Below are 23,117 nucleotides of genomic sequence, written 5' to 3'. Positions count from 1 at the left end.
GGGCTGTTTACTGACAGCCCTGGAAGTCCTCAGGAGAACACTATGAAAAAACTCATTCTTTGCTCAGGTATCTCTTTTGTACTTATGGCTCTTGCGGGGTGTAGCCAGAACCAGCTCAATCAGTTTCAGCAGCAACTGTCAGATGTCAGCACAATGATATCACCTGGAGAGCAGCATACTTCTGACAAACAGGCTGAACGTAATGAGATTACCCAGGCATTCAGCCTGCCAGTCGGCGTAGATACTGCTGCACTACGCCTGAAGCAACATTATGGTTTTCCCTCAGATGAAGATGTTTCAGCAGCAAGAAACAATGGCCAGGGAAATGCTGGCTGGTCAGCATCGGCAATTTCAGAAGGTGCCAGTTGGTCAGCCCAACCTGGGTCTTATTATCGCATGAGCCGGAACTGGGCAGCTAATGATCGCCTGACAATAGAAGTCACAGGCGATGCTAAACGCAGCAACGTGACCGCAATTTATCGTTCCTCCAATCCGGAGCATCTTAAACCTGAATGGACCGCGCGCCTGTGGAAACAAATTCCGGAAGTCGCACGCGGTACGAAGGTTAGTCGGGAGGTCGGGCAATGAGCAAGTCACCTTCTCCACGGCCGCAGGAGACTGATATGTCCAGTTTACCAACTGGTGAAAATATCAAAGCCATTGAAAAGCTAATTAGCGATGCCTCAGAGGTTATTGCAAAACGCGAGCGCTCAGTCAGACGTGCAGAACGAAATCTGGAAATAGCCGAAGACCACCTTGCAGACCTGGAAAATCAGAGAGATGAACTCGTCATAGCGAGCTGGGGAGATGTTCCTAATTGGCATGGAATATTTAGTATGAGTGAGGATGCCTCAACTACCATGCGAGCATACCGTGATAAATGGGTCGGTACGATCGCAGGTCTGCGTCTAACTGCCTTCGGCAATATTTATACCGGACAGTCAGTTTACGGGATCGGTTTCACAACAAAGTCTGAAGAAGAACTGGAGCAAACAGTCCAGATGGTGGAGTTTGTTCTGCCGTACCTTATTGCTGATGAGCGAAAAGAAAAATCATTAATGATTTATAACTACCCCGCGGTGGACTGCTACCACAGCTTCGTTTTTAATATCGAAACAGGTACATATGGCATCGCCACAGATCGCTTTATGTCACGTCAGGAAACGATGGAGTTTCCCTCACTGGAATTCGCACTTCGTCATCTCCAGGCAAACACCTTAATAGACGATGTAGATAAACGGAAAAGCCTGAACGATGAGGTGACGGAATGAAAGATGTGTACTGGGTAGTCGAAGCCAACGGGAAGGAAATTGGCGCTATGACACTGGATGAGTTTGAAGACATCCAAAAGTCCGTGAAGGCAAACTGGTTGAACAGGATCGTTGCCGTTATCAGGTTTTTCTTTTTCCCTGCATATAAGAAAACAGGCCTGTATTTGCCTGAAATTGAAGAGGAAGTAAAAGCACTTTTGCAGGTCAGAACTGATGCTCCGCTAACCATTAAATTCGTTCGCGGAGAAATGCCATCTCAGATAAGACTACTATAACGGCCAGTAGCAAGATGCTGCCTCATCAACCATTCAATCTCTATACCCAATAAAAAAGCCCCCGGGAGGGAGCTTTTTATTATTCAGGCGGCCTGATTCAGGACATGACGTAAACGACCGGGCCAGTTGCCCTGGTAATGCGCAAACGTATGCAACACACGACGGCGTTCATCGCAAAGAGAGTTGCCAATAACCACTTCACCTGGCACTCCACACAGCGTTAACTGAATATAAGCCATCCCCGCAGCCAGCGGATCGATATCAGTAGCTGAAACCCACAAATACCGGTGTGGTGAATAACCGGCATCGCGCAGCACAGTGGCAAATGCGAGCACCATACATCCTGCGCCACAGGCTGGCTCCGCCAGGGTAATAAAAGGCTTGTCCGCAAAATTATCAGCAACGTTGCCGAGTTGCATGCGCGCCATCATGATGCCCACATCCCATGGGGTAAAAAACTGACCACGATATTTATCACCCAGTTCGAGCTGCATGAAAACCTGTCCAAGAAAATCCCCCGGTGAATCATCCAGCCCATTGACAACATGGGCCAGCAATTCTGCCATACGGACTACATCCTTCTTTTCATAACGTGCAACTATGTGTAGATATTTCTGCTCCCGCTTTTCGCAGAAACTGAGGGCATTCTGAAGAGCAATAACGCTGCAACTGATGAAGTCTTCAAAAACCTGATGTCGATGGTGATAACGAGCAGTCTGGTTGAAAAGCGAAATGAACGCCTTTTCATGGTTTATAAGATTTTTCATGCATGTCTCCTTTAACGGGAAACACGCCCCTGACGGGGAAACAGTGTTTCCCGTCAGGGTGAAAAAAAGCCACAACAAGTGTTGTGGCCAGTATGTTGAACCGGTTAGCCCGGGTTATCCTGGTTTAGTGTCAGGCCCGAATGCTCCCGTATTGTGCCGCTGGCGCCGCATATGGCGTTACCGCTGTGGTTTCCGTAGAGACAAGGTACATTCTTGCTGTTTCACCGTTGCTCAGTTGCTGCATTTCTTCCGGCCAGGGGCCACTGTCAACGTGATCACCGCGGTCAAAACAGTTATATCCGGAAAAACCTTCATCCACTGATTTCCAGTAATGACGGATCTCACAGTCAAACAGCTCTGACATCTCACCCATAACCTCTCCAGATGGCGGGTACCAGGGGGTATCGAACGTCAGTAATATCGTGCCCAGTGATTCACGGCTCCAGTTGGCTTTATGACCAGCCGGGAACTCCACACCATACAGCTGCGTGTAAAGATCTGCAGTTGTGTTAAGCCCCCGGAACAAACCACTGTTACCGTTCAGCTCAGTTGCAAGACGTGACGGCATTATCATCAGCATATCGCAGGGACAACTCGCGGCCGGCATTATACTGAGCCATTCCCAACGCTCCTGCGGATCGAACTGTTCCCCGAAGCTGGCAACACCAAACCAGTCAGCATAGTGAACAGCCATCAACTGGGACATTATCTGGCGCGATGAAACTGGAATACTCTCCCATTTAAGTGTTTCCAGGCCGGACTGAACCCAGATCTTCTCCATACGTGCAATAGTAGCGCTGTCGAGCCACGCATCCTTTTCCATTAATTCCAGGAAATGCTGGAACGCCTGGTTTGCCGAAGTAGAAGCCCCCGTACCGGCGGCCGTAAGCATCGGATAAGCAGTAAACTCTGTCGCTTTTGTTGGCTTAAGTATCCCGGCACATCCAGCAAGAAACAGCTTTATGGCCTGCCGTATGGCATGTCGATAACGCGGAGTTTCAGTGCCGGCAATCCAGGACTGCATCACGTCAATACAAACAGATTTCGCAGTGATTTCCAGACGGTTTTTGCACCATGAAAACATAGTTATTACTCCTCTTTAGTTTAGACAGAGGGCATCTCCCTGAGGAGATACCCTCAGGGGATGCTGATGACCAGAGCCATCAAGTTTATTGTTAAGCAGCCTTGTTCTGTTCCGGTTGTCGGTTCAGTGGCTGCAGTAAAAAATCCGACGCTTCCCGGGCAAACCGGCAGGCGCGGAAAAAGGCTTTTTTATCGTCACGAAGTACCTTCAACCAACTGGCCAGATAGCTTTCATGTTGAACATCACCGTAAATACCCAGCTCTGCACAAAGAAAAGCACTGCCGGTTTCGGCAATAAGCTCCTCAAAGGCGTAAACTGGATCACCGAATTTTCGCGAAGAAGATGTTATCCCTTCACGGCTCAGACGGCGGCTGTGGCCGGTTGCATGAACCAGTTCATGCAGTAGTGTGGACCAGTAATCAGCTTCAGAATTAAACTGTGAAGTCGTAGGCATCACAATTCGATCGGTTGATGGCTGATAATACGCCCGGTTTTGTCGGTACGATGTGCAAACCACACCGGTTGCATTCAGTACTGACAGTACCTGCCCCTGTTGTTGTTCACTGAGTATGGAATGCCGCTCCTCTTCTGCCTCTATTGGCGGCATGCCGGCAACAGCATCCGGCAGTCCATCACACTGGGCGACATTGAAAAGTTGCAGCGGCTTCAGCATTGCAAGCGACTCCATGACGGGATTACCGTCTTTATCGAACAGCTTGTTATCGTTGCCATCCGTCGCCTGTTTCTCAAACGGTTTGTAGATGATGGCCATCGAGCTGGTTTCACCCTTGCGCACCTGACCACCCACGGCTTTCGCCTGCTGGTATGTCAGCCATCGATCGGATGAAAATCCCCGCTCTTCAGCAGACATCCACAGCAAGGGTATATTCACTCCGCTGTAATGGCGGCCGGTTGTGGCATTCACCGGTAACGCGCTGCCATGTACGTTCTGTGCAGAACGCCACGGCCGGCGCCACGGTGGAACCCCTTTTTCCAGGGCGGCAATGATTTTGTCGGTGACCTGCTGGTAAAGATCGGCTTTCTGAGCCGGCGCGGCCTTACGGCCGCGAATGGATTTGTTCATAAGGATGCAACCTGTAAAAAAGGGCGCATCCTCCCCGGGGCGGAAGAATGCGCCACCGGGAGTGGAAAAAAGTCAGAGATAGTCAGTAATACAACCTAGCGGCGGGTTCCCGCGTAACGGAAAGAGCCATCAGACATCACCTCGCTGACGCTGCTGCGTACGCTGCGAACCGCACTCTCAAACATCGTGCGATCAGCCGGTTTTGCCCGTTTACAGTCGAGACGGATTACCCTGTCAAGCACAGACAGCGCCTGTGAGCGCCAGCTCAGACGTTCCGCATTCCCTACACAGGCAGGTAAATGCCGGAGAGACTGATCGTAGAGCCAGCGAATATTGCTGCGATATTCCTCCACCAGGACATACACCTTTTCTGGCGGGCAGGTCTCCTTACGAATTGTCATACCAGTCCCCAGTGGACCGGCCGATGGCATCATAAAAAGATCGTGGTGTTCGTTCAGAACGGCGTCGAATTTGCTCTGCTCCATAAAGGTCTGAAAAGCGTATTCCTTCCCGGGAATTAACAGGTCTGCATTTTCCGACCAGTTTGCATCTTTCGAGGGATTACAACCTTCCGCCCATGCCCTGAGCCATTCGCCGGGGTTTCGGTCATCCGGAACCCGGATGTATATACCAAGGTTCTTTTCAAGCAGCAGTGGCCTTTGCATACCGCCCTGCTGTGATAAAAGAGGGCGTAATTCGGTTGAGGTAAAGCGAATCATCAGGACTCCTTAAATTAATAAGGAGGAGACCTCCCCTGGAGGGAAGGTCCCTCCGGGAAGTGTTAATCAGTCAGAACTGATTCAGTCGAAACGGTAACGCAGCCAGGCCATCTGCTGCGCCATCTGCCGTCCCGCCCGTAAAGCCTTACGTGCGGAGGCAAACTGACCGGCGCTGGCCAGTTGCTGATACTGCCAGTCACGCGAACTGTAGCCCGTTCTGCGTGAAATGATGGCGGTAAAACCCCCTTCAGACTGAACGACCTCGGCGCGGAAACTGCTGTGACCGCTACGGTTGGTGAACCATTCGGCCTGCTGCTGCCGCATTGCTTCTGAAATGCGGCTGAGGACGCGCGTGGTATGGGTGATAAACAACAGTATTATACTGCTCATGGTTTTCTCCTTAGTTAATGCGGAGAAAACCATCACCGCAGATGCAGGGAGGTTGTCCCCGCATGGGTTGGTACATCAGTTATAAGCTGGCTTCATTCAGAAAACACAACCACCTCCGTATGGAGAAAGTCCCCATAGGGTTCAGTGCATCACGTCAGAAATCAGCATCGCTGCGTTCCATAGACAGAAAGGCCTCTTCGTCTTTGACTGCGCTTTTGTAGAAATATGTCCAGGCTTCTTTATCAATACCTTCTGCCATGCGGCAGAGGTCGTTAAAGAATGCCTCCCATGATCCCGGTATAAGTTTTCGAACATACAGTTCAGCCAGTTCCCGGGCAACAGAAGCCATATCCCAGACGTAATACGGAAAGCCGTCTTCATCTGTCCCGGTATTTAGGTCAAGGCGGCGAAGCGCTGCGATACTCAGCAGTTCGCCTTCCGCTTTAGCCAGTGCAACTTTGTGAGCATTACGCTCGCTGGCACGGATGTGAAAATCTTCGGTGAGAATTAACTCGTTCATAAAGGATTCCTTAAAGAGTTGTGGAATCCTGTCCCTGACCGGGACAGAAGTCCCGTTAGGGTGAGAAAATCTTCGACTAATAAGGCCGTCAGGCGATGTCTGAGAAATGGGCGCTCTGATAAAACATTTCGCGCAATTGCTCTGTAGCTTCGTCCAGCTCTTTTTCCTCGCGAGACCTGGTAACGCCCTGAAGAAAAGCTGTACTCCAGTGAAAACTGTGAACATCTGTCCCCAGAAGCGTAAGCTCGCTCACTGCTTCTTCGACAAAGGTATGTTTTATGAAGCCATGCTCAGTTGCAAAACCAACTGTATACGCGACATGTCTGAGAAAAGTCAGGTAATCAGGAAGGCCGTCAGCAGGAACCTGAGGATCTGCGTCGACTATGAGTTTGTTATCCAGACGAACGTTAAGCTGAGTTTTTACGTAATCCACAATGATTTTTGCAGAAGCGGGTGAGTCACAACTCAGTAACGCGAGCGGATTGATCATGCTGGTGTAATGCATGGGTACGATTCCTTATGAAAAAAGGGAACCGTCCCAAAGGGAAAGTATCCCTTAGGGTGAGAATCAGGCCAAAAATGCCGGATGAGTAAATCAGGTGTTTGGTAGTGTGAAGTTAAGTAGAAAAGGACCTTAACCTGTAATCAGGTTCCTGTTTGCAAAGGTTAAACAGGTTTGAACCGCCCGAAAGCACCATCTCTCAGGTTATGATGGCATTGGCATGTGATTACCCGAAGGCGCCTGTCTCAAATCACTCAGGCATTGGCAGTTGTCAGAGACAACGTTAGCAAATTAAGCGTACACAATTCCCGCACCTCAGGCAATAGTGTCAACGCAAAGATCTTCCCACATTGTGGTTTGAACCAGGACGATGAAGCCCTTAACGGGAAAGTCACTACTGCTGAGAATATCCTGAGAAAATGTGTCATGTTTAAATTGATCAGAAAAAAGGATCATATTTTTACATTTTATGAGCGTTTTCTTTTTCTCTCAGTGATTTCCTGAAAGTTTCAGACAGTGCGCCATGGATGAAATACAGACAGGCATCAGTTGTATTAGCTCAGATATGACCTGACACATCTATGGCACAGAGCCAAACCTAATCTGACAGACAGCTCTGTGCCAAAAATGGAAGCTAGGAAATATTGAAATATTTCAGACAAAACGAGACTCAAAACAGCTATTGAAATCAGGCCAGCATAGCGGATACATTACGCACGTTGTTACCTTGTATCATCAGGATGCCGTTGACTGTGTTTATCAGCCGTGAAGTCATTTCCAGAATCGTGCTTATCATCATGGCTGTTGCCGTGCTGAGCAGTTCGCTTATGGCAAAACCACAGGCTGTCTACAACGTCCAGGATACAACGTCCATCAGTGACCATCAGCACGACAGCGATGAACCGCTGAATGAGCACGATCCGTTGCTGTTCCACTCGCACGGTAACGTGCATCACCTCAATGCCGATCATTCCCACGATCTGAACAAACTCTTCACACTGACTGCTTTGCAGGCCTGGAACGCAGGCATGCGGGCGATGTTTGCGCTGAGTTCAGAACAAATCCTGCGGATGCCCCTGGCCGCCCCCGAACGCCCTCCGAGATCCCTGATTGCCTAATAACTTCCTTTAATTCGTTATTATTCAAACTGTAAGGGTTTTTATGAATACCAGCCTTGATATGCAGGGCCGGTTGAGCGGTGGCCTGCTTTCTGCTCAGGCGCGTTCAGCTTGTCTGTTTTTTTTGTTGTTATTGCTGTTCTACAGCCAGGGCGCGTCTGCCCACGGCGTGGCGGAGGGCGACAAAGGGTACATCCAGGAAATCACCGGGATTAACATCATTCCGTTTATCTATCTTGGCGCGAAGCACATGGTGACCGGTTACGATCACCTGCTGTTTCTGTTTGGCGTGATTTTCTTTCTCTACAAAATGCGCGATATCGGGCTGTACGTCAGCCTGTTTGCTGTCGGGCACTCAACGACGCTGCTTATCGGCACGTTCTTCAATATCAGCGTCAGCGCTTATCTTATTGATGCCATTATCGGTCTGTCAGTGGTCTACAAAGCACTTGATAACCTTGGAGCTTTCCAGCGCTGGTTTGGTTTTCAGCCAAACACGAAGCTGGCCACGCTCATCTTTGGTTTCTTCCACGGCTTTGGTCTGGCGACCAAAATCAAGGAGTTCGAAATCTCTCCCGATGGCCTTTTCGTCAACCTGATTGCCTTCAATGTCGGGGTGGAGATAGGCCAGCTGCTGGCGCTCAGCGCCATCCTGATCATCATGAGCTACTGGCGGCAGACGGCGGGCTTTTTCCGCCATGCCTACACCGCCAACGTCGTCATGATGAGCGCCGGTTTCCTGTTAATGAGTTACCAGATTTGTGGCTACATTTTAGCCTGAGGGAGAAAAGAGAATGTATAACACTGATTTACCTACCCGTGCAGAATTGCCGTCGGCATTCAAACTGATGCAATCAACCATCCTGGCGGCGATTGTTGCGCTGACACTGCTGATCACTATCGTCATGCCTTCCGAATATGGTATCGATCCGACAGGCGTAGGACGTTTGCTGGGTCTCAAGCAAATGGGAGAGATAAAAACACAACTGGCTGCTGAAGCCGTTGCAGATAAACAAGCAAGTATAGGTCAATGGGGGCAGTCAACGACCCCGGAAAATGAACGCCCGGTGCCGGATAATCCGCCGACGATCACACAAAACAACTACCCGGAACTTAGCGCACCAGTGACAACCCGTTCGCCGGAAGTATCAACAACCGGTTCTCAACGCAATCAGTTGCTGATTACGCTGAAACCGAATGAAGCGGCTGAAGTGAAGATGGAAATGCGTAAGGACGCCCGGGTGGCTTTTCAGTGGATGAGTTCCGGCCCTGTAAACGTTGATGCGCACGGCGATCCGGTTAACGCACCGAAAGGGTTTTACCACGGCTATGGCAAGGACCGGCAGATAACCTCCGGAGATGGGGTATTGCAGGCCGCCTTTGACGGGAAGCACGGCTGGTTCTGGCGAAATCGAGGTTCGCAGACGATCACGATCCAACTGGATACCAACGGGGAGTACATGAGTATCAAGCGCGTCATCTGATTGATCGGGCCCGCATGATGCGGGCCCATTTTATTCATCCCGGCAATACAAGACTTTACACTCCAGCCCTTACATCCTCCCCGGGGGGATGCTAATCTTTTTAAACCATTGTCATTGTCCATTGAGAGAAGCATTGAGCGATGTACCTGATGTTTAAGCGTTCACCCCGTTATGTTCTGATGATTGTCATCATGGCCTTTGGCATGATGATGTCGTCGATGGGGACGTTTGCGTCGCACGGTACAAACGGCCTGACAGGCTACGAGATGAATCTGCACGATGCAGAAGTCACCATGACAATGCAGGATCACTCTCACGATTCGGATATCCCTCAGTCTGGTCACGCAGGTCATCATCAGACAGACCATTTCCATGAAACCCCTGAACAGCCGCCCTCTGTGGAGATTTCCCTCTCCCCTGTAGCAGACAGATGGTTGCCACTTGCCGATCTCCGTAGCCCGGTTAAAGCCACGGACATCATCTACCGTCCTCCCAGCACCCGCCAGATCTGATCGCTGTTACCGGCAGCTGTTTCCTGCCCGGCTTTAATCAACTTCAGATTTAGCGGAGAGGCTATGTATAAAGACTCTATCCAGGCGCGTCGCGAGATTGCGCGGAATTTCACTGCACTCAATTATCGTATTGATCCCCTGCACTGGCAGACGCTCTGCATGGGCGTTAATCGCGACCTTCAGGCCAAAAAATTGCGTCCGAATGTTCCGGTTCCTTCACGGCGGAAGGTCATTCCGTTCCTGAAAATGATGCATCAGGAAACGGGCTCGATGCTTAAAGCGATCCTCGCCTTTGGCTTTGACGGCCCCTGGACCTCCAGCGGCGGTTCGTTTCGTCTGGCGCGGGAAATTGGGTTCGATATCGTTCACTACGCGAAGAACATTCACCACAAAAATGGCACCGTCACCTTCCTCGAAATTGGTGCTGCCTGGGCGGGTTTTCGTGCAGAAGAAGCGGCCAGCCATCAGGCGACAATTTCCGGGCTTGCTGAGGGCTTCAGAGAGCAACTCGGGGAGAGTGCATTCCTGCACTTCACCAATCTCACGCCATGGCATGAATCGCTACCAAAAGGCGTGACTGAGCACCCTTACGTGACGGCTGCCGGGCTGTGTGCCCTGGAGAACCGGGGCGTTCAGGCCGGTGAGGTCGATATTATCTACTCCCAGGCAGCGGCCTATTTCGAGCAGGATTACGCGGCATTCCTTCGCAGCGCAGCACGCCTGCTGAAAGGGGATGGCGTCTTAATCTTCAACCATGATCCTGTCCTGGCAAGTGCGATGGATGAAGTCGCCTGGGAGCACGGGCTGCGGCTGGTCAGACGCAAGCAAATGGGCGGCATGAATGGCGCGATTGCCCGCTATCACCGGCTTCGTTCGTCCCCGATGAGCCAGATGGTCTTCCCTGGCGTGAATCGGGCGCAGGATGAAGAAGTGGTCTGTGAATCACTGGTTATGTCGGCGCTTCGTCGCAGCGTGGAGGTGTAACGCCCGATATGTTGACGCGTAGACATTTCCTCACCACCACAGGAGCATTGCTGATGACAACATTACTGCCGGGGGAAACCCTGGCAGCCTCTCTGGCGGAAAGAGTCAGTAATACATGGCAAAAAATAATCACTCGTCGCTCTGCTCAGGAGACGATAACACCGGGCTGGATCTTGCAGTCTCTCGGGCTTCAGAGTGGCTCAACGGAATTGCGGAGAGCCATTTTTGAACTGGTCAGGCGAATGCCCTATCAGCTCGGTTCATGGAATGACCAAAGCATGAGCCTGTTTGAGCAGGGTTTTGGCGATTGTCGTCATAAAGCCGCCGCGGCCGAACGACTGCTGGTTGCCGGTGGTATTACGGCAAGGCGAAAACTGGTGCAGTTTGACTGGGCTGATTTACCCATTCCTCCGGAAATACTGGCCATTTTGCCGCAAACACAGGGGTTTCATGACACCGTGACTTTTGAGTTAGACGGGAAAACATTCCTGTTTGATGCCACCTGGGATATCGCTTTGCGCGGTGCGGGCTTCCCTGTGATGCCTTCCTGGGATGGTAACTCTGATACCTGGTCAGTGACTTCCCGGATGTCGACACAGCAAACTGTACAGATGCCGCAGCCCGGGCAGGACATTTACAGCGCGAACCAGATGAGCTGGCCGCAGCGCGAGAAAACCATGGCATTCAATCAGGCCCTGAACAGCTGGCTGGAGGATATTCGGGCTAACCGTGACGACTGGTGCACCATCATCCACAGCGATGTTGAAGCCACCCGTTTGAGCCTGAAAACCTGCCTTGGGCAATTGAGTTAATACCATTCTGGTCAGGAGGGACTGCGCAGGGAAGCGGTGATAACACCTCCGACACTCTTTATGCTGCTTCAGGTATAACGCTGGGATACCTGAAGCTTTTTTACGCCATGTACGATTCCAGTGAGTGCCGGCAATCAGCGAATCCGGCATAAATGGTTTCAGGGGGCGTTAACAGGCAAAACCTGACAGTTTTTTCTCTTGCCTTATCGTTTACAGACTAAAGAACACTCAGGGTCCTGTACCGAGTAGATGAAGAACAATCCCGGCGGCGCAACAAGTGGCCAGTGTCGTCATCATTCCCAGCTTCAGGCGGAACAGCGCCAGCATGGCAACACAGGATAGCGCAAGTGACCAGGGTTCCAGGCTGGACAGTACCGGTACCTGCAGGACCATGCCAAAAGTGCGAACAACATTAATTTGCGCAAACAACGTATGCAGGGCAAACCAGACGGACAGGTTGAGTATCACTCCCACGACAGCGGCGGTGATGGTAGACAGTACGGCATTGAGTGCCTTGTTGTTACGCAATGCCTCGATATAGGGCGCACCGATAAAAATAAACAGAAACGAAGGGGTAAAGGTCACCCATTTGGCTAAAATACCGCCCAGCGTCCCGGCCAGCACCGGGCTGAATACTCCCGGATCGCGGAATGCCGCCATAAATCCTACAAACTGCACAACGCTAATCAGCGGACCCGGAGTGGTTTCAGCCATCCCCAGTCCGATTAACATTTCCCCCGGGGTAAGCCAGTGAAAATGTTCAACAGCCTGTTGCGCCACATAAGACAGTATCGCGTAAGCCCCGCCGAACGTGAGCACGGACATCTTACTGAAAAATACCGCAATATGGGTATAGACGTTATCAACCCCCATCGTGACCACAAAAGCCATCAGCGGTCCCAGCCATATCAGTAAACCCAGGAGCGTCACTTTTATGGCTCTTCTGTGAGAAGGTCGCACGTGTTCAGGGATTTCCTGAGCAAACGCGACATCAATCGCTGCCCCGGAATCATCCGCCGCATCGGGTTTGTCAGAGCCTGAACGGGGCTGAAAAGCGCTGATCCCGGTTTTACTCCCGATAAATCCGATCAGCGCAGCTGCCGCAATAATGAACGGAAAAGGGATGGCAAACACAAATATCGCGATAAATGACAAGACGGCAACACCCACCATGGCCTGGCTTTTTAGTGCCCGCCGGCCGACCCGCATTACGGCTTCCAGCACTACGGCAAGCACCGCAGCCTTGAGGCCAAAAAAGAGCGCCTGGACAATGCCAATCTGGCCATAGCTGGCATAAATCCAGCTCAGTGTTCCCAGGGCCAGCAGGCCAGGCAGAATAAATAATATCCCGGCAGCAAGCCCTCCCCGGGTGCGATGCAGTAACCAGCCGATATAGACGGCCAGTTTGTGTGCTTCCGGACCAGGAACAAGAGTGCAATAGTTGAGGGCGTGCAGGAAACGGGTTTCACTGATCCAGTTTTTTTCTTCCACCAGTATCCTGTGCATCACGGCTATCTGGCCTGCCGGTCCGCCAAAACTCAGCGCGGCAACCCGCACCCATACCAGCAACGCTTCTCGAAAAGACACACCGTGCCGTTCATATGCCGGTGTTTGCTGAGAGGGAAATACCGGGTCTGAAGAACTGCTGTTATTGATGTCCATGACTATGATGACCTGTGTTGATGGATCCACACCGGAGGCTTAATGACCCGGCTTATCGTCGCTGGAGGCGCTTTTGCTGTAGGTCAGCAGAAGGCTGTCAAAAATGGGACAGGCCGCATTCAGCAGTTGCTCATCGTCGGTAAAGGTTTCACGTAATCCCGCCAGAATACTTTCCACCCCGGCAGCCTCCGGGGGCTGGGCACCGCCGACATCAAGGTAATGCACGAGTATCCCGGTGCGTGAAAGCCCCTCCTGTTCCAGAGAAAAACCAGCCAGCAGCACTTCAAAAGTTACCCTGTTATCCACATGACTGAATGTGGCCCCATCGAAGTCAAACCCGATAGCTCCGGCCGGACATTCCGCCGGATTGCTCATCCAGAGAAATTTTGCCCGGGGATCAATAAAGCGCCGGATTAACCACGCACAGGCCAGTCTGTCCACCCAGGGACGCCGTCGTGTTGCCCAGACTCGCTGTTGATAGTCACTTATGCGTAACTTCGGGATGGTACCGATCACCATATGAGGTTCATCAGGTGACAATATCCGCGAGCAGGCCATCTCCAGTTCCTGTAGTGCATTGTCCGCCTGGCGCTGCGCCTCTCCCGGAAAGAAGTCGATGTCAGCAAGACCGGTAAACGATTTTCGCAGTTTGCGAACCAGCCTGAGTGTTTCCTGGACATTCCCCCCGGTCAGGGCTCCCTGTGCACGTGAGATCTCTACAAGCAGTACCGCAAAATCTTCACCACGATCGAAAAGATTGGCGAAACAGGAACCTTCAGGCTCTTCAGTATTGAGTACCAAAGCCATCCCTCCAGCATCACAGACATCCTTTGCCTGAGCATCCAGAGTCATCCTGCATAATTCTGTTTCAGGCATCAGATAGACACCATCCCGCAATACTGCCGCTCCGGACGCTTTGAGTGCACGCCAGATCCGCATCCGGACGGCGGCGTTTTCTGTCGGAAGCGACAGGATGAGAAGGAGATATTTCATTTTCACTCACCACTCTCTGTTTATTGTCTCCCCTCCTTCGAGGGATTTTGTTAATGATATAACAGAATGAAGAATATGCTACATATTTACAATGAATGCGAATAGAGTGGACTCGCTGATGAAGACTTAATGAGCTTAAAAACTGAAGTTAATTACTGACGAATGTCTCTTTAATCCTCCCCACCAGGATAAAGCTTGTCATTTTTTTCAGCTCCCTCTATGCTTTCAACATCCCCCTGGGGGGGATGTAAATTCAAGCCAAGAGATTTCCTGATGCTCAATATTCTTTCTAATCGTACCTACCGCCACCTGTTTATGGCACAGGTTATCGCCCTTATCGGCACCGGTCTGGCGACCGTTGCCCTGGGGCTGTTAGCCTACGATCTTGCCGGAGACAGGGCCGGGGCGGTTCTGGGTACCGCACTGGCTATCAAGATGAGCGCCTACATTCTGGTTGCGCCTGTGGCAGCGGCCTTTGCCGACAAATTCCCGCGTCGAACCATGCTGGTGACGCTGGATCTGGTTCGCGCCCTCGTGGCTGTCGCGTTGCCTTTTGTCACCCAGATTTGGGAAATCTATATCCTGATCTTCATTCTTCAGTCTGCCTCGGCGGCGTTTACGCCAACCTTCCAGGCGACAATCCCGGATATTCTTCCTGACGAACGCGAATATACCCGGGCGCTGTCTCTGTCACGTCTGGCCTACGATCTGGAAAGTGTAATCAGCCCCATGCTGGCGGCGGCGCTGCTGACGGTCATGAACTTCCACAACCTGTTTGCCGGTACGGCGGTCGGGTTCCTCGCCTCAGCGACTCTGGTTGTTTCCGTGACGTTGCCAAAGATGAAAGCGTTAACGGTCAACCGCAGCATCTATGACAAAACCACACGGGGCATGCGCATCTTCCTGAAAACCCCAAGACTGCGCGGCCTGCTGGCACTCAACATGGCCGTGGCCGCAGCAAGTGCGATGGTTATCGTCAACACCGTGGTTCTGGTTCAGGCGGACTTTGGTCTCTCGCAGCGCTCCACCGCCATTGCGCTGACCTTCTTCGGTGTCGGATCCATGATATCGGCTCTGATTCTCCCCAGACTTCTCGACAAAATGAGTGACCGCATGCCGATGCTTGTGGGCACCGTACTCTTAGTCGTTGGCCTGGGGCTGGGCATTTTCCTCAAGGATTACATCACGCTGGTTGTGCTCTGGACGCTGCTGGGCGTGGGCTATTCGCTTTCTCAGACGCCGAGTGGTCGCCTGCTGCGCCGTTCTTCTACGGCTGAAGACAGACCGGCACTGTTCGCCGCCCAGTTTGCACTGTCGCATTCATGCTGGCTGGTGACTTATCCGCTGGCCGGGTGGGTCGGTGCAACATGGGGGACACAGGCTTCGTTCATCGCCCTGACCATTGTGGCCGCACTGTCACTGATTACTGCCGTTCTTATCTGGCGGCCTGAGCATGAAGTTTACGCCCAGGTTCACAGCCACACCGATCCAGAAACAAACAACGAATCGACCCATGAGCATGATTTCGTCATTGATGATGAACACCCTTCATGGCCGAAGAAAGAGAAGTAATTTCCGTAAAACAGACAAACGGGCAGGAGAGGATAAGCCGATAAAACGTGTGACCATGGCGTTGATACACATTATCTTATCCCCTCCACCTGGAGAGGATAAATCATGACCGTTCACGCATCACACCCTGACATTATTAAAAGACTTAAGCGTGCCGCAGGGCACCTGAAAAGTACCATCCAGATGCTCGAAGATGAAAAAGCGTGTCTGGATATCGCCCAGCAGCTGCACGCTGTGGAAAAGGCGATAACGAATGCGAAGCGTACCTTAATTCATGACCATCTGGATCACTGCCTGGAGGACGCCCTTCATGCCGACTACACTGAGTCTGATAACACGCTTAGCGAATTTAAAGAGATAACCAAGTATCTTTAAGGCAAGCGAAATATGACTGATTTTTCTGCTCTTTTACAGCAAGGCGTGGCGAATGCCTGGCTGTTCATCCCCAGCGCGATCCTGCTGGGTGCGCTTCACGGCCTGGAGCCCGGGCACTCCAAAACAATGATGGCCGCCTTTATTGTGGCTATCCGGGGAACGGTCAAACAAGCCGTATTATTAGGGCTTGCTGCGACCATTTCGCACACGTCAGTTGTCTGGCTGATTGCCATGGGCGGAATGTATGTCAGTCAGAAATTCACCGCCGAATCGGCTGAACCCTGGTTCCAGCTGATTTCAGCGATCATCATTCTTGCCACGGCGGCATGGATGTTCTGGCGCACCTGGCGCGGCGAAAAACTGTGGAAGATGGAGCAGGAAGAGGAACACGGCCACGGTCATCACGATCACGACGAAACCCGCATCATCGATACCGGTCATGGCAGCATTGAACTCTCAATTTTCGAGGAAGGCCAGCCGCCTCACTGGCGTTTACGCACGCTCAGCGGCAAGAAATGGGAAGCCCGCGATATCTCGCTGGTCACTAACCGGGGCACAGGAACATTTTCACAGGCCTTTGATTTCATCGAAAAAGACGGGTTTATGGAATCGGCCCTGGCGATCCCGGAGCCGCACAGTTTTGATGTTCGTCTCTCTTTGGGTCATCGCGGCCATGTACACGATTATGATGTGGAATTCCGCGAGCATGAACACGGTCACGATCATGACCACGATCACTCCGCGCTGGAGGGACTGGATGTTAATTCCCCCGAGTATCAGGACGCCCATGAGAAAGCGCACGCGAACGACATCAAAAAACGCTTTGCCAATCGCAGCGTAACCACCGGGCAAATTATCCTGTTCGGCCTGACCGGAGGACTCATTCCTTGCCCGGCAGCCATTACCGTTTTGCTGCTCTGCATCCAGGTGAAAGAATTTACGCTCGGTGCCGCGCTGGTACTGTGTTTCAGCATTGGGTTAGCGATTACGCTGGTTTCAGTGGGCGCAGCAGCGGCTTTCAGCGTTCGTCAGGCAACAAAACGCTGGAGCGGCCTGGATACGCTGGCACGTCGGGCCCCGTACTTCTCAAGCGTACTGATTGCCCTTGTTGGCATCTACATGGGTTATCACGGCTGGATCGGCGTGACCCGCTGATTTCGCCTTACATGACTCTTCTCTGAACCCACCCCCCGGTGGGTTTTTTATCTCTGAAGCCCATCACATTTTTATCCCCCTACCGGGGATAGCAATTGAGCTTTTACAGGCGCTCATTTATCATCAAATCATCCCCCCTGGGAGGATGTAAAATCATAAATGGAACCTGCTATGCAAAAACAATATTTCAGTCAGATTCGTCGTCAGTTCTTCAACGTCACCGGTATGTTACTCACTTCATTCATCGCCATTCCTGCCCTGGCAGCGCAGGGCGGCTTCTCCGCTGAGAAAGAGCCTGTCGTCACTGAGCGCATGTACGCCGGTCATAAAGTTCAGCAGGAGAATGGTCAAAGTCGTATTCAGGCCGTTCCTTCAATGCGCGAAGGGGCGTGGGTAACGCTGGAAGGCAATGTTATCAGTCAGCAACAGGAGGAATGGTACACATTCCGTGATCCTACCGGCACCATCAAAGTGCGCATTCAGCAGAAGGTCTGGAACGGGCAACATTTCGACGCTCAGGATCTGGTGCGTGTTAGTGGCCAGGTAAGCCATGAAAATGGTAGTACAATTTTAGACGTTGCAGTTATCAGCAAACCCTAAAACACAATTCTGGCGAACGGCACTTTTCTGGGCATGTGAAGTTCGTCAGTTGAATTCACAGCTCAAAGCAGACTGTCAGATTTGATTGTGTGCTGCCAGATAAAACTGTCAGGTCAAGTCTGAGCTAATACACATCAGTACGGGTGAATTTGTCGCCGTAATACGCATGTGCCTCCTGTGAACAGGCAATCTCATAATGCCCCCTGTCTATAATACAATACGTAAAACCCGTTCCACCCATCCCAAAAACACACGCCCAATAACCGAATCGTCACCAGAAACAAAAACTCTTTTACTCATTACCCTCTACCATATTATAAACACGAGCCACGTAATGTCCCCTGCCATCGCCATGTCCCAGATCCATTGATGTCAGAGCCTGTGCCTCTTCTTTAGTGAAACCTCTTTTCATATGATAATTCATGACATCAACAGAGTAGGCATAGCGTAAACTATGAGGCGCATATTTTCCTGTTAATCCGGACTCACGGACAACATTGCGATAACGTTCAATCGCTGTATGTAATGATGGCTTATCAATCAACTTTCCATTATTTTCATTCAAATGTTTAAGGGACGCATTGATTGCAGCCAGAGTTGACTCGCGATCTAATACCGTTGTATCTCTTGGTCGTCCTCCTTTTGTCCCAAATACAACACGTATTTTTTCGTTACCATTGAGTAAAGCTTTTTGCCAGGTACGCAACGATTTAGCAGACTGTACTGTTTCTTCTGTTCTTAACCCGAGTAATCTGGATAATCTCATTGCACATGCAACGCCATCATCCTTTTGCTCTACACACGTCAATACCTGCCGAAAATAAGCATCGGGAATAGCAACCTTAGTTCCATCCCGGCTCGTTTCCGAAATACCCAGAGCCTGATTGCTCAGTTTTTCATGAGAAGGATTTGCCATGAATGTTTTCCCCGCAACACGTAACAAAGCCCGGATAGCTGCCATTTCGTTCTGAAGTGTGCGTCTGGAAATATCTTCGGAAAGGCGGCTCTTCATATACAACTCGATATGCCCCGTCTTGATATTTTTAATATCTCTGATTTGAACATTAAGTTTTAATAAACGTTCGGCAAACCTGTCCGCAATTTTCATTCGGTCAGAAACGGTTTTAAAACTTCCCCCTGCCTGCCTGGCAAGTGTTTTAAGATTTTTATTCAGTTTTGCCATAAACAACCCTCCATTTAAACAGGTGTCAGTGCTTTTCCGTCTGCGTGAACGGAAAAGCACTGACACCGGCTGCGCCACAGCTACAGACGATGAATTTCACCCCGACGGCACGGTTTATGGTTGCCCTTCCTGCGTCTCGACAGATATCTGTGCATCGGGGCGGCGAAATGTTGAGTTATTGCGAAGCTCCCCAGGTCTCTGACCTGTTCGCGGTTTACACCGGGCTGAAATTAATCAGTCTGCTTCCACACACCAGTATGTTGACTGGTGTCGCCATCGATATCGTGTCGATTTTCTCCTTTCAGAATGAAGTCCTTACCCGTTTTTACGGGAAAGACGTTTGGTTGATAAATGAACAAACAGTGAATGAAGTACGTTTTTAAGGCCCTTAAACCTTTAAATACGTGTTGGTCAGTTGGTAAAAAAGTTGTCGAAATGGCAGTGCGTCAGCTCTGCCAGTTATGCGCTGCGCGCGTCACTTGGTACTCGTTTCACTCGTGCACAAGTGACGCCGCGCTCCTCTGCTCTCAATGCAGTCGTGGAAGATGCCCAAATGTTCCAAATGGTCATATCCACGCTGCAAAGTTCGCAACGGCCAGCAGCGTCATAAAGAGTGAAAACGATAAGAAAATTGCGACCAGACAACGGCTGCAAGACGTACCTAAAAAACAGATACAGAAGTGAAAGGGACCTTCATCGCCAGATTCAAACTGTATGCGATCTTCGTTTTCAAAGGGTAAACGAAGTTACCGCCCGAAGGCGCCACCTCTCAGGTCACGGTGGCATTGGCATGGCGATCACCCGAAGGCGCCTCTCTCAGATCGCCGAGGCATTGGCATGTTGCATACAACGCAACGGTACAACAGAGTCATATTAGATCAGAGCTCGATCCATTTTCAATGGTTACGACAATAAAAAGCGGAGCTGGTATGCTCCGCATTTAAATCATGAAATAACGGTATATATTCAATTTTGACTTTCTGAAACTATTTTCTCTTGCATATACTCTGTGAAAGACATTATCTCAGGATATATGAATTCTTTAGTGAATCCATATAAATCCAGTTCCTTCCTGATTTCAATAATTTTCTCTTTTGGAATGACTATCTTCAAAAGCCCCGAGTTTGATTGTAAACCGGAAAGACTTTCCTCATCTATTTTCGACACCGTATTACTTGCACCAAACATGGAGGCCGCATAAACTTCTTCATTTATTTTATTTGAAAAAAGCAATACGCCCTGCTGGTTTTTTACCCGTTGATTTATCGGTAGTGGTTTTATTATAGTCTGATGCTTATTAAAAATATCAACGTTATCGTGACTCCTACTGTAATTGTAGTCTAGATCCCCTAAGAATTGTGTCAAACTCCCAAACAAACGGGTGACAAGATTTTGACCAGTAAAACTGAAATTCAGAGTCATTAAATCAAAAAGATGAAGGCTTTGATTCAAATATAATTTAATCCCTGTCCCTGGTTCATAATGAATTAAGAGTGAACTTACATCATCCAGATAATCTTTTATATTTTTCAATAAAACTGGATCAGAAGGGTTCGAAATATAAAGAGCATGGTTAGATTTATAAAACTGAGAACTTCGACGGTAAATTTCCTTGTAAGCATCTTTCTCTGATTTTATTGCAGCGAGAAATTTCGAGCTTTGCACTACATCTAATTTACTATCTGGAGTATCCCAAATCATAAAAACAGAAGCATCAGTTAGCTCATCTGAATTTTTTCTTTTTTCTGTAGCAAAATACAGAGCAACTAATGGGCTTTTTGTCCAGTCGATAACCCTTGTCGATAAACCATAGTGTTGAGCTGTCACATGAAGATCAATTTCGTTCATAGTGTATCCGCTGATTATATTCACATCAGGATACACAACATGATTATCTTTAAAATTCTCATAAAGCTTATGTGCCAACACATACTCTGAAATGTCATCAGTCTGCATTTGTTGAGTAATAAAATTATACTGTGTTATATTAAACGGTTTTAATTTCGTATTATCTAACAAGCGATAAAGGCTGGAATTCACTCCATGAATAGCATTTCCCTGCCCACGATAAAAAACTTTTTCATTTCCCGGTGAGAATCTTTTCACCACCTTAAGAAAATCACCTACGGAGCTTATTACCTCTTCTGCACACATATTTTTTCCTTTTTTCAATGCGTTAGTGCACTAATATTTGTCTAATTATCATTATCTGCTGTTTTACGTAATGATAAGACAATAACATCAAACGATGCTTTATCAACAAGTTAAAAAACAGTACTTGATTCTTTCACCCCCTCAATTAATACTGTATATGCATACAGTTAATCAATGGGTGAGATCATGCGTGTTTTATCCTTCCTTAGTCCAACATCAGAGCCGCCAGAAGTATCGATTCCATTGTTTATCGAGAGCTGTTCCGCAGGTTTTCCCAGCCCGGCACAAGACTATGTAGAAGCCGAACTAGATCTGAACGAATACTGCATTCAGCGACGTGGCTCTACTTACTTTGTACGAGCTATTGGTAATTCAATGACAGACATCGGTCTTCATTCAGGTGATTTAATGGTTGTTGATAAGGCCGAACCAGCACGGCATGGCGATATCATTATCGCGGAGATCGATGGTGAATTTACCGTTAAACGACTGCTGCTCACCCCACGTCCGGGGCTGCAACCAATGAATCCTGCGTATCCAACGCTATGGCCAGAGCCAGAACAGCTACAGATTTTTGGAGTTGTTACCGCTTTTGTTCATAAAACTCGCGGAGCACAGTGATGTTCGCCTTAGCCGACGTGAACAGCTTTTATGCGAGCTGTGAGAAAGTCTTTCGTCCTGACCTGCGTGGCAAACCAGTAGTAGTGCTTAGCAACAATGATGGCTGTGTGATCGCACGCTCAAAGGAAGCCAAGATTCTGGGTATAAAAATGGGCGTACCATGGTTTCAGCTCAAAGCGATGTCATTTCCAGAACCCATCGTCACGTTCTCCAGTAATTATGAGCTCTATGCCAGCATGAGCAACCGTGTAATGTCCCACCTGGAAGAACTGGCACCGCGCGTGGAACAGTACAGCATTGATGAAATGTTCCTCGACATCCGTGGCATCGATAGCTGCATGAATTTTGAGGATTTCGGCCGGCAACTACGCGAGTATGTCCAGAACGGGACCGGGTTAACAATCGGTGTGGGGATGGGGCCAACCAAAACCCTCGCTAAATCTGCGCAGTGGGCATCAAAAGAATGGGCCCAGTTCGGGGGCGTACTGGCCCTGACACCAGGAAACCTGAAGCGAACGGAGAAACTGCTGTCCCTGCAGCCAGTCGAAGAAATCTGGGGTGTTGGCAGTCGCATCGGCAAAAAACTGAATACCTACGGGATCACCACTGCTCTGCAGTTGGCCCGCATGAACCCGACCTTTGTGCGCAAGAATTTCACGGTAGTACTGGAACGCACGGTACGCGAACTGAATGGGGAAGCATGCATATCGCTTGAAGAGGCTCCTCCGTCGAAACAGCAGATTGTCTGTAGCCGCTCCTTTGGGGAAAGGATCACAACCTATGAGGCGCTGCGTCAGGCTGTTTGTCAGTACGCCGAACGGGCAGCTGAGAAATTACGGGGAGAACGACAGTATTGCCGGCACATCTCGGTTTTCGTCAAAACCTCACCATTTGCAGTCAAGGAGACTTATTACGGCAACGTGGCCAGTGAAAAGCTGCTCCTTCCCACACTCGATACACGGGACATCATCACCGCCGCAGTAAAAGCTCTGGATCGTATTTTTATAGATGGCCATCGTTATGCAAAGGCCGGTGTGATGCTGAATGACTTTACACCCACCGGAGTTTCTCAGCTAAACCTGTTTGACGAGATACAGCCGCGCGCAAACAGCGATGAGCTGATGAAAGTGCTGGACGGGATCAACCATTCCGGACTGGGAAAAATATGGTTTGCCGGACGAGGGATAGCGCCGGAGTGGCAAATGAAACGTGAAATGCTCTCACCTTCTTATACAACGAAATGGTCAGATCTCCCTTGCGCTTCGATTAGATAATTCTAG

Annotated in this window: 26 protein-coding genes and 1 pseudogene; 16 read left to right on the top strand and 11 right to left on the bottom strand. The window is 49.9% G+C overall.

The features are described 5' to 3' along the window. The first annotated feature begins 42 nt into the window (after positions 1 to 42). The 3 genes from F384_RS25760 to F384_RS25750 are packed head-to-tail and all read left to right on the top strand — an operon-like array spanning position 43 to position 1,546. Complete coding sequence (locus F384_RS25760) at positions 43 to 588, top strand: hypothetical protein (protein WP_042999148.1); 546 nt, start codon at positions 43 to 45, stop codon at positions 586 to 588. Positions 589 to 623: 35 nt separating this feature from the next. Then, entirely contained in the window at positions 624 to 1,271 is a 648-nt protein-coding gene (locus F384_RS25755; protein WP_042999147.1) for a hypothetical protein, read from the top strand. Further along, positions 1,268 to 1,546, top strand: coding sequence for a hypothetical protein (locus tag F384_RS25750; RefSeq protein ID WP_042999146.1), 279 nt, complete (start codon positions 1,268 to 1,270; stop codon positions 1,544 to 1,546). Before F384_RS25755 ends, F384_RS25750 begins: the two co-directional genes overlap by 4 nt. An 83-nt stretch (positions 1,547 to 1,629) precedes the next feature. Here F384_RS25750 and F384_RS25745 read toward each other — a convergent pair whose 3' ends face one another. From F384_RS25745 to F384_RS25715, 7 genes are all read right to left on the bottom strand, one after another. Then, positions 1,630 to 2,313 carry a hypothetical protein gene (locus tag F384_RS25745; RefSeq protein WP_042999145.1) on the bottom strand — a complete coding sequence of 228 codons (684 nt, stop codon included), beginning with the start codon at positions 2,311 to 2,313 and terminating at the stop codon, positions 1,630 to 1,632. Positions 2,314 to 2,443: 130 nt separating this feature from the next. After that, positions 2,444 to 3,397 (bottom strand): DUF1281 domain-containing protein, encoded by a 954-nt coding sequence (locus F384_RS25740; protein ID WP_000493293.1) that lies wholly within the window; start codon positions 3,395 to 3,397, stop codon positions 2,444 to 2,446. 91 nt (positions 3,398 to 3,488) lie between these two features. Continuing rightward, positions 3,489 to 4,481, bottom strand: a complete 993-nt coding sequence (locus F384_RS25735) for an ArdC family protein (RefSeq protein WP_032676633.1) — start codon at positions 4,479 to 4,481, stop codon at positions 3,489 to 3,491. Between the two features lie 95 nt (positions 4,482 to 4,576). Beyond that, positions 4,577 to 5,200: a hypothetical protein gene (locus F384_RS25730; RefSeq protein ID WP_032676632.1), complete on the bottom strand. Its 624-nt coding sequence runs from the start codon at positions 5,198 to 5,200 to the stop codon at positions 4,577 to 4,579. Positions 5,201 to 5,281: 81 nt separating this feature from the next. Beyond that, entirely contained in the window at positions 5,282 to 5,590 is a 309-nt protein-coding gene (locus F384_RS25725; protein ID WP_032676630.1) for a hypothetical protein, read from the bottom strand. Positions 5,591 to 5,744: 154 nt separating this feature from the next. Next, complete coding sequence (locus tag F384_RS25720; RefSeq protein ID WP_001003975.1) at positions 5,745 to 6,110, bottom strand: hypothetical protein; 366 nt, start codon at positions 6,108 to 6,110, stop codon at positions 5,745 to 5,747. A gap of 88 nt (positions 6,111 to 6,198) precedes the next feature. After that, positions 6,199 to 6,615, bottom strand: coding sequence for a hypothetical protein (locus F384_RS25715; protein WP_032676627.1), 417 nt, complete (start codon positions 6,613 to 6,615; stop codon positions 6,199 to 6,201). Positions 6,616 to 7,364: 749 nt separating this feature from the next. Between F384_RS25715 and F384_RS25710 the strand changes: the two genes are divergently transcribed. The 6 genes from F384_RS25710 to F384_RS25685 all read left to right on the top strand — a co-directional run bounded on the left by F384_RS25710 (position 7,365) and on the right by F384_RS25685 (position 11,522). After that, on the top strand, positions 7,365 to 7,730 hold the full coding sequence (locus tag F384_RS25710) for a hypothetical protein (RefSeq protein ID WP_032676625.1): 366 nt from the start codon (positions 7,365 to 7,367) through the stop codon (positions 7,728 to 7,730). Positions 7,731 to 7,773: 43 nt separating this feature from the next. After that, positions 7,774 to 8,511, top strand: a complete 738-nt coding sequence (locus F384_RS25705) for a HupE/UreJ family protein (RefSeq protein WP_032676624.1) — start codon at positions 7,774 to 7,776, stop codon at positions 8,509 to 8,511. Positions 8,512 to 8,524: 13 nt separating this feature from the next. Further along, positions 8,525 to 9,214: a hypothetical protein gene (locus F384_RS25700; protein WP_032676623.1), complete on the top strand. Its 690-nt coding sequence runs from the start codon at positions 8,525 to 8,527 to the stop codon at positions 9,212 to 9,214. Positions 9,215 to 9,363: 149 nt separating this feature from the next. Next, positions 9,364 to 9,726 (top strand): hypothetical protein, encoded by a 363-nt coding sequence (locus tag F384_RS25695; RefSeq protein ID WP_226991620.1) that lies wholly within the window; start codon positions 9,364 to 9,366, stop codon positions 9,724 to 9,726. A 63-nt stretch (positions 9,727 to 9,789) separates the two neighbouring features. Continuing rightward, positions 9,790 to 10,710, top strand: a complete 921-nt coding sequence (locus tag F384_RS25690; protein ID WP_032676620.1) for a hypothetical protein — start codon at positions 9,790 to 9,792, stop codon at positions 10,708 to 10,710. A gap of 53 nt (positions 10,711 to 10,763) precedes the next feature. After that, a complete protein-coding gene (locus tag F384_RS25685; protein ID WP_032676619.1) occupies positions 10,764 to 11,522 on the top strand; it encodes a hypothetical protein in 759 nt (252 codons plus the stop codon). A 228-nt stretch (positions 11,523 to 11,750) separates the two neighbouring features. Here F384_RS25685 and chrA read toward each other — a convergent pair whose 3' ends face one another. Beyond that, positions 11,751 to 13,184 carry a chromate efflux transporter gene (gene chrA, locus F384_RS25680; protein ID WP_032676618.1) on the bottom strand — a complete coding sequence of 478 codons (1,434 nt, stop codon included), beginning with the start codon at positions 13,182 to 13,184 and terminating at the stop codon, positions 11,751 to 11,753. A gap of 39 nt (positions 13,185 to 13,223) precedes the next feature. After that, positions 13,224 to 14,177, bottom strand: coding sequence for a chromate resistance protein ChrB domain-containing protein (locus tag F384_RS25675; protein WP_032676617.1), 954 nt, complete (start codon positions 14,175 to 14,177; stop codon positions 13,224 to 13,226). A 273-nt stretch (positions 14,178 to 14,450) separates the two neighbouring features. Between F384_RS25675 and nirA the strand changes: the two genes are divergently transcribed. From nirA to nirD, 4 genes and pseudogenes are all read left to right on the top strand, one after another. Continuing rightward, positions 14,451 to 15,749: an MFS transporter gene (nirA, locus tag F384_RS25670; RefSeq protein ID WP_032676616.1), complete on the top strand. Its 1,299-nt coding sequence runs from the start codon at positions 14,451 to 14,453 to the stop codon at positions 15,747 to 15,749. 105 nt (positions 15,750 to 15,854) lie between these two features. After that, positions 15,855 to 16,124, top strand: a complete 270-nt coding sequence (gene nirB / locus F384_RS25665; RefSeq protein ID WP_032676615.1) for a nickel-sensing transcriptional repressor NirB — start codon at positions 15,855 to 15,857, stop codon at positions 16,122 to 16,124. Positions 16,125 to 16,136: 12 nt separating this feature from the next. Then, the gene (locus tag F384_RS25660) at positions 16,137 to 17,279 is read left to right on the top strand and encodes a nickel/cobalt efflux protein RcnA (RefSeq protein ID WP_032676613.1); all 1,143 of its coding nucleotides are present in this window, start codon (positions 16,137 to 16,139) and stop codon (positions 17,277 to 17,279) included. 159 nt (positions 17,280 to 17,438) lie between these two features. Next, positions 17,439 to 17,932 (top strand): annotated as a pseudogene (nirD, locus tag F384_RS25655) (nickel resistance OB fold protein NirD). Between the two features lie 239 nt (positions 17,933 to 18,171). On the opposite strand, the gene F384_RS25650 reads toward nirD, so the two are convergent. Then, positions 18,172 to 19,062, bottom strand: a complete 891-nt coding sequence (locus F384_RS25650) for an integrase domain-containing protein (protein WP_032676611.1) — start codon at positions 19,060 to 19,062, stop codon at positions 18,172 to 18,174. 89 nt (positions 19,063 to 19,151) lie between these two features. On the opposite strand from F384_RS25650, the gene F384_RS25645 reads away from it, so the two are divergent. Then, complete coding sequence (locus F384_RS25645; RefSeq protein WP_123923334.1) at positions 19,152 to 19,445, top strand: hypothetical protein; 294 nt, start codon at positions 19,152 to 19,154, stop codon at positions 19,443 to 19,445. Positions 19,446 to 20,028: 583 nt separating this feature from the next. Here F384_RS25645 and F384_RS30065 read toward each other — a convergent pair. Beyond that, a complete protein-coding gene (locus F384_RS30065) occupies positions 20,029 to 21,216 on the bottom strand; it encodes an FRG domain-containing protein (RefSeq protein WP_032676608.1) in 1,188 nt (395 codons plus the stop codon). A gap of 186 nt (positions 21,217 to 21,402) precedes the next feature. Here F384_RS30065 and umuD point away from each other — a divergent pair, with 186 nt between their 5' ends. Together umuD and F384_RS25630 are read left to right on the top strand one after the other, a co-directional pair. Next, entirely contained in the window at positions 21,403 to 21,837 is a 435-nt protein-coding gene (umuD, locus tag F384_RS25635; RefSeq protein WP_032676607.1) for a translesion error-prone DNA polymerase V autoproteolytic subunit, read from the top strand. Further along, positions 21,837 to 23,111, top strand: coding sequence for a Y-family DNA polymerase (locus tag F384_RS25630; protein ID WP_032676606.1), 1,275 nt, complete (start codon positions 21,837 to 21,839; stop codon positions 23,109 to 23,111). Before umuD ends, F384_RS25630 begins: the two co-directional genes overlap by 1 nt. Positions 23,112 to 23,117: the final 6 nt, after the last annotated feature.

It is taken from the genome of Citrobacter amalonaticus Y19 (assembly GCF_000981805.1).
GTDB classification, from domain to species: domain Bacteria; phylum Pseudomonadota; class Gammaproteobacteria; order Enterobacterales; family Enterobacteriaceae; genus Citrobacter_A; species Citrobacter_A amalonaticus_C.
This window is presented reverse-complemented; position numbering and strand designations above follow the sequence as displayed.